The sequence below is a fragment of the Leisingera sp. M523 genome (genome assembly GCF_025141335.1).
GTDB lineage: Bacteria > Pseudomonadota > Alphaproteobacteria > Rhodobacterales > Rhodobacteraceae > Leisingera.
This window is the reverse complement of sequence record NZ_CP081036.1, coordinates 1,230,073-1,243,764: the sequence shown is the minus strand read 5'-3', so window position 1 is coordinate 1,243,764 and position 13,692 is coordinate 1,230,073. Positions and strand designations below refer to the sequence as shown.

Genomic DNA, 13,692 nt, shown 5'->3' with positions numbered 1-13,692 from the left:
CCTGCACACCCTTTTGTGGAGTTCCCCGCATGACCACCCAACCAAAACTGCGCCACCGGATCGATGCCGGCACCTATGCCGACCAAACCGCGGTGCGTGACCAGCTGATTGTCCAGGCCGCCCTGTCTGACACCGACCGCGCCCGGATCTGTTCCAGTGCTGCTGCCCTCGTGCGCGATATCCGCGGCCATTCGGCGCCGGGCCTTATGGAGGTGTTCCTTGCCGAATACGGGCTGTCGACCGATGAAGGGGTCGCGCTGATGTGCCTCGCTGAGGCGCTGCTGCGGGTGCCGGATGCCGACACCATTGATGCGCTGATCGAGGACAAGATTGCGCCCTCCGACTGGGGCAAGCATCTGGGCAAGTCCACCTCTTCGCTGGTCAATGCCTCGACCTGGGCCTTGATGCTGACCGGCAAGGTGCTGGACGAGGAACGCAGCCCCATCGGTGCCCTGCGCGGCGCCATCAAGCGTCTGGGCGAGCCGGTGATCCGCACCGCCGTCAGCCGCGCGATGAAGGAGATGGGCCGCCAGTTCGTGCTGGGTGAAACCATCGAAAGCGCCATGGACCGCGCCGCCGGGATGGAGGCCAAAGGCTACACTTACTCCTACGACATGCTGGGGGAAGCCGCCCGGACCGAGGCCGACGCGGCCCGCTATCACCTGTCTTATTCCAAGGCGATCTCGGCCATTGCAGCCGCCTGCAACAGCGATGACATCCGCAAGAATCCCGGCATTTCGGTAAAACTCTCCGCCCTGCATCCGCGTTACGAGCTGGCGCAGGAAGACAGCGTGATGGAGCATCTGGTGCCGCGTCTCAAGGCACTGGCACTGCTGGCCAAAGCCGCGAAAATGGGCCTCAACATCGACGCCGAAGAGGCTGACCGCCTGTCGCTGTCGCTGGAGGTGATCGGCGCCGTGGTCTCGGACCCCTCTCTGGCGGGCTGGGACGGCTTTGGCGTGGTGGTGCAGGCCTATGGCCCGCGCACCGGGCTGGCCATCGACGCGCTGCATGAAATGGCTGAGACTTACGATCGCCGCTTTATGGTGCGGCTGGTCAAAGGCGCTTATTGGGATACCGAGATCAAACTGGCGCAAGTCGAAGGCGTCGATGGGTTCCCGGTGTTCACCAACAAGGCGCTGACCGATGTCTCTTATATCTCCAACGCGCGCAAACTGCTGGGGATGACGGACCGGATTTACCCGCAGTTCGCCACCCATAATGCGCATACTGTCTCGGCGATCCTGCATATGGCTGCGGACAAGGACAACGCAACATACGAATTCCAGCGCCTGCACGGCATGGGTGAAACCCTGCACCAGATGGTGCTGGAGCAGAACAAGACCAACTGCCGGATTTATGCGCCGGTTGGCGCCCACCGCGATTTGCTGGCCTATCTGGTGCGCCGCCTGCTGGAAAACGGCGCCAACAGCTCATTTGTGAACCAGATCGTGGACGAGAATGTCTCGCCGGATATCGTCGCTGCCGACCCCTTCGCGGCAGTTGCCGATATCAGCCGCAAGATCCCGACCGGGCCTGAGCTGTACGCGCCCGAGCGCCCGAATTCCAAAGGCTTCGACCTGGGCCACGCGCCGACGCTGGCCGCTATTGAAGAAGCCCGCGCGCCCTGGCGCACGCACCAGTGGCAGGCCGGGCCGCTGCTGGCAGGCGATGCCCGCCCCGAGACCGCCAAGGATGTGACCAACCCCGCCGACCTGAGTGTGACCGGCACCGTCAGCCAGTGCAGCCCCGAGGATGTCGAGCTGGCGCTGGCGTTGGCTGACCCTTGGGATGCTCCGGCTGCGGAACGCACCGCGATCCTGAACAAGGCTGCCGACCTCTATGAGGAAAACTTCGGCGAGCTGTTTGCCATCCTCGCCCGTGAAGCCGGCAAGACCATCCCCGATGCGGTGGCCGAACTGCGCGAGGCCGTGGATTTTCTGCGCTATTATGCGTCCCGCATTTCTGATGCGCCGCCTGCGGGCATTTTCACCTGCATCTCGCCCTGGAACTTCCCGCTGGCGATCTTCACCGGACAGGTTGCGGCAGCACTTGCCGCAGGCAACGCCGTATTGGCCAAACCCGCCGACCAGACCCCGCTGATCGCCCACCGCGCCGTGCAGCTGATGCATGAGGCAGGCGTGCCGCGCGCAGCCATGCAGCTGGTGCCGGGCCGCGGCAGCGTGGTTGGTGCCGCCATCACATCGGACCCGCGGGTCAATGGCGTCGCCTTCACCGGCTCCACCGCAACAGCGATGCGCATCCGCAAGGCGATGGCCGACAACCTGCAGCCCGGCGCGCCGCTGATTGCGGAAACCGGCGGTCTGAACGCGATGATCGTCGACTCCACCGCGCTGCCGGAACAGACCGTGCAGGCTGTGATCGAAAGCGCCTTCCAGTCGGCCGGCCAGCGCTGTTCCGCCCTGCGCTGCCTATACTTGCAGGAGGACATCGCCGACACCGTGCTGAAAATGCTGAAGGGCGCGATGGATTGCCTGCATCTGGATGATCCCTGGCATCTGTCGACTGACAGCGGACCGGTGATTGACGAAGGCGCCCGCGCAGGCATCCTGGCCCATGTCGCCAAGGCCCGCGCTGAGGGCCGCGTCCTGAAGGAAATGCGCGCGCCGCAAGGCGGCACCTTTGTGGCCCCCACAATGATCGAAATCCCCGGCATCAGCGCGCTGGAAGAAGAAATCTTTGGCCCGGTTCTGCATGTTGTGCGGTTTAAATCCCAGCAGTTGGATCAGGTGATTTCCGACATCAATGCAACCGGTTACGGGCTGACCTTCGGGCTGCACACCCGGATCGACGACAGGGTGCAGCATGTCTGCGACCGGGTCCATGCGGGCAACATCTATGTGAACCGCAACCAGATCGGCGCCATTGTCGGCAGCCAGCCATTCGGTGGCGAGGGTCTGTCGGGCACCGGCCCCAAGGCCGGCGGCCCCTATTACCTCAGCCGTTTCTGCGCGCCGGACCGTCAGCAAAGCAACGCAGTGTGGGAGACCACCTTTGCCGAACTGCCCGGGGAAAGCGGCGTGCCTGCGCGCGCCGTGACCACCTCCCTGCCCGGCCCGACCGGGGAATCGAACCGCCTGACCGTCTCGGCCCGCCCGCCGCTGTTGTGCATGGGACCGGGCCCCGAGGCTGCGGCGGAACAGGCCAAGGAAGTGATCAGCCTCGGCGGCACCGCAATTGAGGCGCATGGCATGTTCGACCTGCACCGGCTGGAGGCGATCCAGGGCATTGCGGGCGTGCTGTGGTGGGGCGACGAGGCAACCGGCCGCGAGATCGAACAGTGGCTGGCCAAGCGCGACGGTCCGATCATCCCGCTGATCCCCGGCAAGCCCGACCGCGCCCGCGTCCTGGCTGAACGCCACGTCTGCGTCGATACCACCGCCTCCGGCGGCAACGCGGATCTGCTCGGCGGCAACGCCTGAGCTGCGCCCGATAAGTGCTTGACGCTGGGCCGTTTCCGGCCCAGCGTTCCCCCATGTTTCCGATCCGCGACCACAACCCGTCCGGGCGCAGGCCCTATGTCGTCTATGCGCTGATGGCGGCGAATATCCTGGCCTATGTCTACTACACGGCGAGCTATGCCAGCCCCCGCGCGCTGGCCTTTTTCTATGACTCCTACGCGGTGGTGCCGGCCGAGATCAGCCACGGCTACGGGTTCGAGACCCTGTTCACCTCAATGTTCATCCACGCAGGGCTGATGCATCTGGGCGGCAACATGCTGTTCCTGTGGATCTTCGGTGATAATCTGGAGGATGAGATGGGCCACCTGCCCTTCCTTGTCTTCTACCTTGCCAGCGGTATCGGCGCCGGGCTGATACACGTCTATTCGGCGCCCGGGTCCATGGTGCCCACGGTGGGGGCTTCCGGCGCCATTGCGGGCGTCATGGGCGGCTACCTGTTGATGTTCCCCAAGGCGCGCGTCGATATCCTGCTGGTGCTGATCATCTATTTCCGCATCTTCACGATCCCCGCTTTTGTGATGCTGGGCGTCTGGCTGGCGATGCAGTTCTTCGGCGGCCTCGGCGCTGATCCCAACCAGGGCGGCGTGGCTTATTGGGCCCATGCCGGCGGTTTTGCGGTGGGTCTGGTCCTGTGCCTGCCCCTGTGGCTGCGGCGCGGTGGCCCGGTGTTCTGGAACAAGACCCATGGCCAGCCGCCGCATCCGGAGAACGAGTACGAATATGCCGCCAGCCGCATCCCCAAGCTGCCGCGCAAGAAGCGCAATCCGGGGCCTTGGGGGAAATAGAAGGAGGGCGGCAGTTTAGCCAGTCCTTATGAAGCAACAGCTGACCTGCTGCATCGGCGCGGCCAGATAAGCCGCCAGCGATCTGCAATGAATCGCTGGCACTTTCAGTGACCGGCTTGACCAGCCCGAAATTGAACCGCATCGCAGACCTGCGAAAATGGCTGGCTTGCTGTATCCAGTAAAAAAAGCAGGGCATTTGGTCGTCGAGCGGCCTGCTGTGATAATAATCTAAAAGTAATACAGGCCGCTCTAACCCGATTCTCCTCCCCCCTGAAGAAGACCGGGATGTCAGGGATGTAGGGCCGCGAAAAGCTGTGTCCAGTACAGGAAGTGATATGGAACACCTGAAAGCCACCTGCCACTGCGGCGCTGTTGAGATCGAGGCAGAGTTTCCTGAAGGCCTCGCCTCGGCTGCGCGCTGCGACTGTTCATTTTGCCGCCGCCGCGGGGCGGCTGCCGTGACCGCCATTGCCGCCAGCCTGAAGGTGCTGAAAGGGGCCGGGAACCTCAGCCTTTACACCTGGGGCAGCCATACGGCGAAACACTATTTCTGCAAGACCTGCGGCATCTACACCCATCACCAGCGCCGTTCAGATCCAAAGGAATGCGGCGTCAATCTGGGCTGTATCGAGGGAGCAAACCCACGGACCCACCCGGAAACCTATGGAGAGATTCCCTGGAACGACGGGGTGAACCATCCGTCGGATCAGTAGTTTAACACGCTGAGGGCAGCGCCCGATCCTCGGGCCGGGCAGCGCCCGATCGGCCAGGCGAGACAGAAAACGCGACCCAAAGGCCGCGTTTCCGATACTCAAAGCTCCGCGGTGGTGGTTCAGCCGCGGATCACCTTGGCGAAGCTATCAAAGATCGGCTCGTTCGAGCACACCACAGAACCGCTGTCGATAATACCTGCCTCGGGGTCGATTGCCTCGGCAAAGCCGCCGGCTTCTTTCACGATGATGATGCCTGCGGCCAGATCCCAGGCGTTCAGGCGGCGTTCCCAGAATCCCTCGTAACGGCCTGCAGCCACATATGCCATGTCCAGCGCGGCAGAACCCCAGCGGCGCACACCAGCGCAGGCAGGCATCAGGCGGGCCAGGTCCTGCAGAGTCAGCGGCAGGTCGGCACGGCCGCCGAACGGCACACCGGTTGCGAAAATGGACTCAATCATCCGGTGACGGCCCGACACGCGGATACGGGTGTCATTCATCCAGGCGCCAGCACCCTTTTCAGCAAAGAACATCTCGTCCTTGGCAGCGTCATAGACAACGCCCGCAACGATCTTGCCCTTATGCTCCAGCGCGATCGAGATCGCCCAATGCGGCAGCCCGTGCAGGAAGTTGGTGGTGCCGTCCAGCGGGTCGACGATCCAGCGGCGGGTCGGATCCTCGCCGTCTTCCTCGCCACCCTCTTCGGCCAGCCAGCCATAGGTCGGGCGCGCATTGCGCAGATCGTCCTTGATGATCTTTTCAGCGGCGATGTCGGCCTTGGAGACAAAATCGCCGGCACCTTTCATCGACACCTGCAGGTTCTCCACCTCGCGGAAGTCTTTCACCAGGGAACGGCCAGCCTTGCGGGCGGCCTTGATCATCACATTGAGGTTTGCGCTGCCAATCATGTCTGCAGTATCCTGTCACGTCGGGGAGATGCCGGTCAAACCGTGCCTATACGCCCCCTGCCCGCAGTTGCCAAGGGGCTTTGCCGCATTGAGGGTTACGGGCCTGACGCCCGGTTACAGCTGCCTGAGCGGTTGAATTCCTGTGTTGCGGCGCCCAAACTCCAACGCAATCAGATCAAGGAACAATCCCATGCCCGACCAGATGCAGCGTATCGTGCTGGCCAGCCGCCCCGAAGGCCAGGCCGGTGAAGACAATTTCCGCCTTGAGGCTGCAGACATGCCCCAACCCGGCGAAGGTGAAGTGGTTGTAAAAGTTCATTATATGTCGCTGGACCCCTATATGCGCGGCCGCATGAACGCGGGCAAATCCTATGCCCCGCCGGTCGAAATCGGGGAAACCATGACCGCGGGCGGTGTTGGCGAAGTGATTACCTCAAACAGTCCGGAGTTTGCTCCCGGCGACTTTGCCCTGGGCATGTTCGGCTGGGCCAGCCATGCCTGCGCCCGCGCCTCAGAGCTCCGCAAGCTGGACCCGCAGATGGCGCCGCTCACCACCGCGCTCGGCGCTCTCGGCATGCCGGGGTTTACCGCTTGGCATGGCTTGGACGCCTATGGCCGCCCGCAGGCGGGTGAAACCTTGGTGGTCGCGGCTGCCACCGGCCCGGTGGGGTCAATGGTTGGTCAGCTGGCGAAACAGGTAGGCCTGCGCGTGGTTGGCGTTGCGGGTGGTGCAGACAAGTGCAAGCTGGCGGTTGAAACCTTCGGCTTTGATGCCTGCCTGGACCACCGTGCCTATGCGGATGCCGGAGCGCTGAACGCGGCACTGGCCGCTGAATGCCCGGACGGCATCGACATCTACTATGAGAACGTTGGCGGCAAGGTGCTGGAGGCCGTGCTGCCCTTGATGAACCCCCATGGCCGGATCCCGGTCTGCGGCATGATCGCCTGGTACAACAGCGCCGAAACCGATCTGACCGCCCCCGCTATCTGGCGCTCGGTGCTGACCAGGTTCCTGTCGGTGAATGGTTTCATCATCTTCAACCACTACGACCGCTATCCGGAATTCCTGCAAGAGGTCGCGCCCAAGATCGCCAGCGGCGGGATCAAGTATCTGGAAGACATCGCCGAGGGGTTGGAGAACGCGCCCAAAACCTTCCTGTCGATGATGCAGGGCGGCAATACCGGCAAGCAGATCGTTAAACTGGTCTAAGGCCAGGCGCAGCGCTGACAGTATCACGCAACCGCGCGGAGCGGGCACGGAAGCCGGAACGGCGCCCGGCCGCTCCGCGCCTTGTCAAACATGCTGCAGCTTACGCGCCTCGACCTTGGCCAGGCGGATCAGCTCCTGCATGTAAGGTTTCCCGCGGTCCTCCGCCCGGATCGCCGCATACAGCCTACGGGTGATCCCCGATTTGGTCAGCGGCCGGGTCACATAATCCGACGAGTACTTCACCTCCCGCACCACCCAGTCCGGCAGCACCGACACACCGCGGTTTGACGCCACCAGCAGCAGGATCACCGCTGTCAGCTCAACCTGGCGGATCGACGCAGGTTCCACTCCCGCCGGGATCAGCAGCTGGCTGAACACATCCAGCCGGGTCTTCTCCACCGGGTAGGTGATCAGGTTCTGACCGATGAAATCCGCAGCCTCGACAAACGGTTTCTCCGCGAGAGGGTGCTGGGCCGAGGCAACAAACACAGCATTGTAATCAAACAACTCAATAAATTCGACGCCGGCGATGTCCTCGGGATCGGAGGAGACCACCAGATCCACCTCCTCCTTTTGCAGCGCGGGCAAGGCATCAAAGGCCAGGCCGGGGCGGATATCCACATCCACATCGCCCCAGTTCTTGCGGAACCCCTCCAGCACCGGAAACAGCCATTCAAAACAAGCGTGGCATTCGATGGCGATGTGCATCCGTCCGGTATTGCCATCCCGCAAAGAGGAAAATTCCGCTTGTGCTGCCGCAAGTTGCGGCAAAACCTGCTCGGCCAGCCGCAACAGACGCAGACCCGCCGGTGACAGTTTCATCGGCTTGGACCGGCGGATAAACAGCTCGACCCCCGCCTGTTCCTCCAGACCCTTCACCTGATGGCTCAGCGCGCTTTGGGTGATGTTCAGCTGATCCGCGGCGCGGGCCAGCCCGCCAGCCTCGTGAATGGCCTTGATGGTGCGGAGGTGACGGAACTCAATATGCATTCTTCAATTGTGCTCATGTTGTTCTTGAGGATTATGAAATTGTCTCACAATGCTGCACATGCAACAAGAGCTGAAATCAACCTAGCGAGAGACCTGAGATGACGACGCCCAAGATTTCCTTTGAATTCTTTCCGCCGCAAAATCTCGAAGCCTCCTTCCGGCTTTGGGACACCGTGCAAGTCCTCGCCCCGATGGACCCGCGGTTTGTGTCCGTGACCTATGGCGCAGGCGGCACCACCCGCACCCTGACCCGCGACGCAGTTGCGACTTTGCACAAATCCTCCGGCCTGAACGTGGCGGCGCATCTGACCTGCGTGAATGCTTCCAAGGCCGAAACGCTGGAGATCGCCGACCAGTTTGCCGAAGCCGGCGTGACCGAGATCGTCGCCCTGCGCGGCGATGCGCCCAAGGGCGAAGGCAAGTTCATCCCGCATCCCGACGGTTTTGCCAATTCGGTGGAGCTGATCAAAGGGCTGGCGTTGCGCGGCAATTTCAACATCAAGGTCGGCGCCTACCCGGACCGCCACCCGGAAGCTGCGGATCAGGCTGCGGACGTGGAGTGGCTGAAGCGCAAGCTGGACGCCGGCGCGAATGAGGCGCTGACCCAGTTTTTCTTCGAGGCCGAGACCTTTTTCCGCTTCCGCGATGCCTGCGAAAAGGCCGGGATCGATGGCAGCAAGCTGACCCCCGGCATCCTGCCGATCGAGAACTGGAAAGGGGCGCGCAACTTTGCCAAGCGCTGCGGCACCATCATCCCCGATTGGGTTGAGAACGCTTTTGAAAAGGCGCTGCGCGATGACCGCGAGGAATTGCTGGCCACGGCGATTTGCACCGAACTGTGTTCGGACCTGCTGGAGGGCGGCGTCGACAAGCTGCATTTCTACACGCTGAACCGCCCTGAACTGACCCGGGATGTCTGCTTTGCCCTGGGCGTCACCCCCAAGGTCTCGCTTCAGAACGTGGCGTAAGCCTTGCGGGCTCCGGCGCGCGGTTTCAAATGGAGGGTATATCCCCCGCCAAGGACCCGCGCGCTATGTATTATGCTGAAAAACCCGCCGACCTGCTTACAGTGGAGCAGATCACCCGGATTTCCGGTCTGGACTTCATGCAGGGTATCCTGGACGGCCGCCTGCCCGGCCCCCCGATTGCCGAAACGCTGGGATATCATCTGCACAGCGTCGAAGACGGCCGGATTGTGTTCCGCGGCACGCCGGAATTCCCCGTCTGCAACCCGATGGGCACTGTGCACGGCGGCTGGTACGGCACGCTTCTGGACAGCGCCATGGCCTGTGCGGTGATGACCAAGGTGCCTGCCGGGTCAGTCTACACAACGCTGGAATACAAGATCAACATCCTGCGGGCGATCCCGCTGGGCACCGCCATCGACTGCAGCGGCAGCATCGACCACGTGGGACGGTCCACCGGAGTGGCGCATGGCGAAATCCGAGGAATTGAAGACGGGCGCCTCTATGCCACCGGCTCCACCACCTGCATTGTGATGAAGATCGCCGCGGGCTGACCTTTTGGCGCAAACGCCTTCCGGGCTTGCCCGCCACCTTCATCCGTCTATGCTCCAGCAGGCCACCCGGAAAACCCAATAGAGGGCTGATCATGCCGCCAAACAGTCTCGGCCGGGCCGCCACAGCCCGCATTCAAATCCTTGCCCCCGCCAAGGAGCTGGATTTTCTGGATACCCAATCCGTTGTTCTGCCGGCGCCTGTCACGCCGCTGGAGGCCTGGAACATCATGCACGCAAAGCCCTTGCCGGGCATCAAGCTGGCCTTCCGGCTGCGCGACGCCATTTCCGCATGCTTTGGGGTTAAACGCATCGGCGGCATTTCCCGGGTGCCAAAAGCGGCAGTGCAAACGGGCGACAAGCTGGATTTCTTTCTGGTAGAGGCCCTGTCGGATGAAGTGATGACCCTCACGGTCCGGGACCGGCATTTGGATGTCATGACCTGTGTTTCCTCCAGCAGCGGAGTTCTGTCAGTGACGTCCTCCGTCAAAACACATAATCTGTTTGGCCGGGTTTACATGATCCCGGTCCGGCCGGCCCACAAACTGATTGTGTGGCTGTCACTGAAACGGCTGCGCCGGGGGTTTGACCGGCGGGCAGCTGCCGGCTGACAATTATTGCTGCCGTGCCCGGTATTCATCCCGGACCGGCTTTGCACAGGGGCATGGATGACTGGCTCAGGTGTTCCCCCGCTGCGCCGAGGTGTCAGGTCTTCGAAAACATAGCCAGCCAGCCGCCAGCTGCGGCAGCTTCCTGTTTGCCGCCATCGACACTGCTGTGCAAACGCTCGCTGCCGTCCAATCCAACCCGGCGGCGGCTGCGCAGCAGGAAAATCTTGCCCCAGCCGCGCCAGGTGCCGACAGACGGCGCCTTGGGATCGACCGGAAACCGCATCCGCCAATCCAGCGGCAGCGGCAAACCGCGGTCTTCGGCCTTTTCCAGCATCCACACCAAAGAGACGTTGGCCTTGGGCCGGGCTTCCTCATAGCCGCCAAGCTGGCCGCCGACGTCACCATGGGCGCCGCGGAACCAGACCTGCTCCACATGCCCGCCCCAGTCCTTGGGGCAATCCCACAACACTGGTTTGAAAACATCGCGTGTCTCGTCCAGCGCCAGCGCGTGGTAACCGCTTTTGACATGGTGGCCCAGGTGGTGGTTGTGGAAGTTGTGCCGGTTCTCCGCCCAGCGCCACAGCAGCGGCAGGCGCAGCCCCAAAGCCTTGACCGTATCCCAGGCGCCGACCATTTCAATCTCGATGTCTTCGTGGCAATGCGCTGCCGTAAATGCACTCGACGTCTTCGACCGCCCGTTCAGCCGGTAATGCCGGTAAGCGGTGCGGATATTGCGCACGGTCGCATGTTCCGCCTTCAGCAGGCCGATCCGGTCAATCACCCCGGCAAGCGAGCGCACCGCATAGGCGCCGCGGGAATAGCCGAACAGATAAATCCGGTCGCCGGGCCGGTAACGCGAGGCAAGATAGCCATAGGCCCGGCGGATCTGGCGATTGATGCCGCGCCCCATCATCACATCGGGGGCGCTGCCCCAGCCTTTCCACTGAACACCGGATTCATAAAAAACCGAGACCTGTCCGCCCATTTCACGGCACAGACGGAACAGCTGGCCGGCATGGGTTTCATGCCCTTCTTCCAGCGTCGACATGGTGCCGTCCAGGATGATGACATGGGCATGCGGCCCGCGCAGCTTGGTTTCGCCGGAGTGTTCCGAGCGCAGCGGCCGTCCAAGCCACCCTAGAACCTTCTTACTCAGCTGCCTCAGAAACATCCCTAAGCACTTCCCAAACTCTCAGCGGGGTGAACGGCATGTCCACTTGCCGCACGCCACAGTCCCAGACCGCGTCCTGCACCGCATTTGCAACAGCGGCCAGCGCGCCAACGGTGCCTGCCTCGCCGCAGCCCTTCATCCCCATCGGGTTCTGTGTCGACGGCACAGGCTCGGAGGTAAAACCAATCATGGGGACGCCGTTGGCCCGCGGCAAGGCATAGTCCATGAACGAAGCTGTGAGCAGTTGTCCGTCAGAATCATAGACAACACGTTCCAGCATGGCCTGTCCCAGCCCCTGCGCCACCCCGCCATGCACCTGCCCTTCGGCCAGCATCGGGTTGATCAAATTACCAAAATCGTCAACTACAGTGTAGCGCACGACGTCGGATTGCCCAGTCTCCGGATCAATAACAATTTCGGCAATATGTGCGCCGTTCGGAAACGAGCGCCCCGGCAGCCGGGCCCGCGCGGCGTGACGCTGCAGATCAAGCCGGCCTTGCGCGCGGGCCATCTCTGCCGCTTCCAGCATCGTCGGGGTCAGGTTCGATCCCGGAGCCCGGAAGGTTTCGCCGTCAAACTCCACTTTGTCTTCCTTCACCCCCATTTCCTCCGCTAGGAAGGGGATGAAGGCGGCAATCATCGTATCCACTGCGGCCAGCGTGGCGTTTGCCTGTGTCGTCACAGACCGCGACCCGCCGGTGCCGCCGCCCTGGGCGATGCGGTCGCTGTCGCCTTGAATGACATGGATGTTTTCCGCCGGGATACCGCTCTGGTCGGCCAGAAACCGGGCATAGACGGTTTCATGCCCCTGCCCGTTGCTTTGCGTGCCGACATAGATATTCACCCGGCCACCCTCCAGAAACTCCACTTCCGCGCCTTCTGAAGGATCGCCCAAAATGCTTTCGATATAGTAACAGACCCCAACGCCCCGGTACTTGCCGCGTTTACCATCTGCGGCGCGGCGGGCGGCGAATCCCTTCAGATCCGCCTCATCCGCAGCCCGGCTCAGAACTTTATCGAAGTCGCCGACGTCATAGGTCTCTCCAGTCACGGTGCCATAGGGGAAGGCCGCCGGTTTGATGAAATTGCGCCGCCGCAGCTCCAGCGGGTCCACACCCAGTTCCCGCGCGGCGCGGTCCATCGCCCGTTCCAGCACATAGATCGCCTCGGGCCGCCCGGCGCCGCGATATGCATCCACCTGGGTGGTGTTGGTGTATATCCCCTCTACCTGCAGCCAAGCAGTCTGGATGTCATAGACGCCCGCCAGCACCCGGCTGAACAGCTGGGTCTGGATTGGCTGACCGAAGTGGGAGTTATAGGCGCCGAGGTTGCAACGGGTGCTGACCCTGTAGGCGGTGATTTTCAAATCCGCATCAAAGGCCAGTTCCGCCAGAGAGGTCAGATCGCGCCCGCCGTTGTCGCTCAGCATCGACTCGGTCCGGTCGGCGATCCAGAACACCGGGCGGCCCAGCGCGCGGGCGGCCTGGGCGACAACAAAGTATTCCGGGTAGGGAAAGGCCTTCATGCCAAAGCCGCCGCCCACATCCGGGATCGTGACTTTGACGTCGGCCTCGTCCAGCCGCATCTTGGCCGCCAGTTGGGATTTGATCGCCCAGACCCCCTGCCCGCCAAAGGTGAAATGCAGCCGCCCGCCGCGCCATTCGGCAAAGCAGCCGCGCGGCTCCATCGAGTTGACGATGATCCGGTTGTCATCGACCTGCAGTGCAACGGTATGCGCCGCAGTGCGGAAAGCCTCAGCCGTTGCCGCCTCATCCCCCAGACCCCAGTCAAAGGCGCGATTGTCCGGTGCCTCCGAATGCAGCGCCTCGCCGCCCGGCAAGACGTCCATCTTCGCAGGCAGATCGTCGATATCCAGCTCGATCAGCTCACCGGCATCGCGGGCCTGGTCCAGCGTTTCGGCAATGACCACCGCCACCGGTTCCCCTACATAGCGCACGCGGTCCCGCGCCAGCATCGGCCGTTCGGGCGCGGCGCCGCTGGAGCCATCCCGGTTCTTCACTGTGGTGCCATCCATCGACACATCAAGGCCGGCCGCCTCAAGATCTGCCAGGGTGATCACCGCATGGACGCCCTCAGCTGCGCGCGCATCCTCAACGTTCAGCGCGGTGATGACGCCATGCGCCACCGGGCTGCGCAATACCCAGGCGCGCAGGGCATCCGCCGGGGCCGCATCCTCGATGTACTGCCCCTGACCGGTCAGAAACCGCAGGTCTTCAACCCGTTTCACCGGCTGGCTTTTACCGAATTTGTCCATGCTTGCCCCCTTGTTCGCGCTGGCTGGCGTTCCG

General features: G+C 62.8%; 11 protein-coding genes. 7 read left to right on the top strand and 4 right to left on the bottom strand.

Annotated elements, in window-relative coordinates; all coding sequences use genetic code 11:
• Window positions 1–29: 29 nt before the first annotated feature.
• The 3 genes from putA to K3557_RS06075 all read left to right on the top strand — a co-directional run bounded on the left by putA (window position 30) and on the right by K3557_RS06075 (window position 4,980).
• Window positions 30–3,443 (top strand): bifunctional proline dehydrogenase/L-glutamate gamma-semialdehyde dehydrogenase PutA, encoded by a 3,414-nt coding sequence (putA, locus tag K3557_RS06085; protein ID WP_259998407.1) that lies wholly within the window; start codon window positions 30–32, stop codon window positions 3,441–3,443.
• Between the two features lie 53 nt (window positions 3,444–3,496).
• Entirely contained in the window at window positions 3,497–4,267 is a 771-nt protein-coding gene (locus K3557_RS06080) for a rhomboid family intramembrane serine protease (RefSeq protein WP_259998405.1), read from the top strand.
• 335 nt (window positions 4,268–4,602) lie between these two features.
• On the top strand, window positions 4,603–4,980 hold the full coding sequence (locus K3557_RS06075) for a GFA family protein (RefSeq protein WP_259998403.1): 378 nt from the start codon (window positions 4,603–4,605) through the stop codon (window positions 4,978–4,980).
• Between the two features lie 119 nt (window positions 4,981–5,099).
• Here K3557_RS06075 and K3557_RS06070 read toward each other — a convergent pair whose 3' ends face one another.
• Window positions 5,100–5,885: an inositol monophosphatase family protein gene (locus K3557_RS06070; RefSeq protein WP_129371244.1), complete on the bottom strand. Its 786-nt coding sequence runs from the start codon at window positions 5,883–5,885 to the stop codon at window positions 5,100–5,102.
• 190 nt (window positions 5,886–6,075) lie between these two features.
• Between K3557_RS06070 and K3557_RS06065 the strand changes: the two genes are divergently transcribed.
• Entirely contained in the window at window positions 6,076–7,095 is a 1,020-nt protein-coding gene (locus tag K3557_RS06065) for an NADP-dependent oxidoreductase (RefSeq protein WP_259998401.1), read from the top strand.
• A gap of 84 nt (window positions 7,096–7,179) precedes the next feature.
• On the opposite strand, the gene K3557_RS06060 is transcribed toward K3557_RS06065, so the two are convergent.
• Window positions 7,180–8,085 (bottom strand): LysR family transcriptional regulator, encoded by a 906-nt coding sequence (locus tag K3557_RS06060; protein WP_259991475.1) that lies wholly within the window; start codon window positions 8,083–8,085, stop codon window positions 7,180–7,182.
• Between the two features lie 98 nt (window positions 8,086–8,183).
• Between K3557_RS06060 and metF the strand changes: the two genes are divergently transcribed.
• The 3 genes from metF (at window position 8,184) to K3557_RS06045 (ending at window position 10,212) form a co-directional block, all read left to right on the top strand.
• Window positions 8,184–9,053, top strand: coding sequence for a methylenetetrahydrofolate reductase [NAD(P)H] (gene metF, locus K3557_RS06055; RefSeq protein ID WP_259998400.1), 870 nt, complete (start codon window positions 8,184–8,186; stop codon window positions 9,051–9,053).
• Between the two features lie 65 nt (window positions 9,054–9,118).
• Window positions 9,119–9,604: a PaaI family thioesterase gene (locus tag K3557_RS06050; protein WP_259998398.1), complete on the top strand. Its 486-nt coding sequence runs from the start codon at window positions 9,119–9,121 to the stop codon at window positions 9,602–9,604.
• Between the two features lie 92 nt (window positions 9,605–9,696).
• Window positions 9,697–10,212, top strand: coding sequence for a DUF2867 domain-containing protein (locus tag K3557_RS06045; protein ID WP_259998396.1), 516 nt, complete (start codon window positions 9,697–9,699; stop codon window positions 10,210–10,212).
• Window positions 10,213–10,306: 94 nt separating this feature from the next.
• Here the strand turns inward: K3557_RS06045 and K3557_RS06040 are convergent, their stop codons facing one another.
• Both K3557_RS06040 and K3557_RS06035 read right to left on the bottom strand, forming a co-directional pair.
• Window positions 10,307–11,383 (bottom strand): DUF2235 domain-containing protein, encoded by a 1,077-nt coding sequence (locus tag K3557_RS06040; protein ID WP_259991469.1) that lies wholly within the window; start codon window positions 11,381–11,383, stop codon window positions 10,307–10,309.
• The gene (locus tag K3557_RS06035) at window positions 11,361–13,658 is read right to left on the bottom strand and encodes a xanthine dehydrogenase family protein molybdopterin-binding subunit (RefSeq protein ID WP_259998394.1); all 2,298 of its coding nucleotides are present in this window, start codon (window positions 13,656–13,658) and stop codon (window positions 11,361–11,363) included. Before K3557_RS06035 ends, K3557_RS06040 begins: the two co-directional genes overlap by 23 nt.
• Window positions 13,659–13,692: the final 34 nt, after the last annotated feature.

Excerpts from the sequence above, each read along its gene's own strand:
- K3557_RS06040 (WP_259991469.1), bottom strand. The coding sequence starts at position 11,383 with ATGTTTCTGAGGCAGCTGAGTAAGAAGGTTCTAGGGTGGCTTGGACGG.
- K3557_RS06065 (WP_259998401.1), top strand. The coding sequence starts at position 6,076 with ATGCCCGACCAGATGCAGCGTATCGTGCTGGCCAGCCGCCCCGAAGGC.
- K3557_RS06050 (WP_259998398.1), top strand. The coding sequence starts at position 9,119 with ATGTATTATGCTGAAAAACCCGCCGACCTGCTTACAGTGGAGCAGATC.
- K3557_RS06045 (WP_259998396.1), top strand. The coding sequence starts at position 9,697 with ATGCCGCCAAACAGTCTCGGCCGGGCCGCCACAGCCCGCATTCAAATC.
- putA (WP_259998407.1), top strand. The coding sequence starts at position 30 with ATGACCACCCAACCAAAACTGCGCCACCGGATCGATGCCGGCACCTAT.
- K3557_RS06075 (WP_259998403.1), top strand. The coding sequence starts at position 4,603 with ATGGAACACCTGAAAGCCACCTGCCACTGCGGCGCTGTTGAGATCGAG.
- metF (WP_259998400.1), top strand. The coding sequence starts at position 8,184 with ATGACGACGCCCAAGATTTCCTTTGAATTCTTTCCGCCGCAAAATCTC.
- K3557_RS06060 (WP_259991475.1), bottom strand. The coding sequence starts at position 8,085 with ATGCATATTGAGTTCCGTCACCTCCGCACCATCAAGGCCATTCACGAG.
- K3557_RS06035 (WP_259998394.1), bottom strand. The coding sequence starts at position 13,658 with ATGGACAAATTCGGTAAAAGCCAGCCGGTGAAACGGGTTGAAGACCTG.
- K3557_RS06070 (WP_129371244.1), bottom strand. The coding sequence starts at position 5,885 with ATGATTGGCAGCGCAAACCTCAATGTGATGATCAAGGCCGCCCGCAAG.
- K3557_RS06080 (WP_259998405.1), top strand. The coding sequence starts at position 3,497 with ATGTTTCCGATCCGCGACCACAACCCGTCCGGGCGCAGGCCCTATGTC.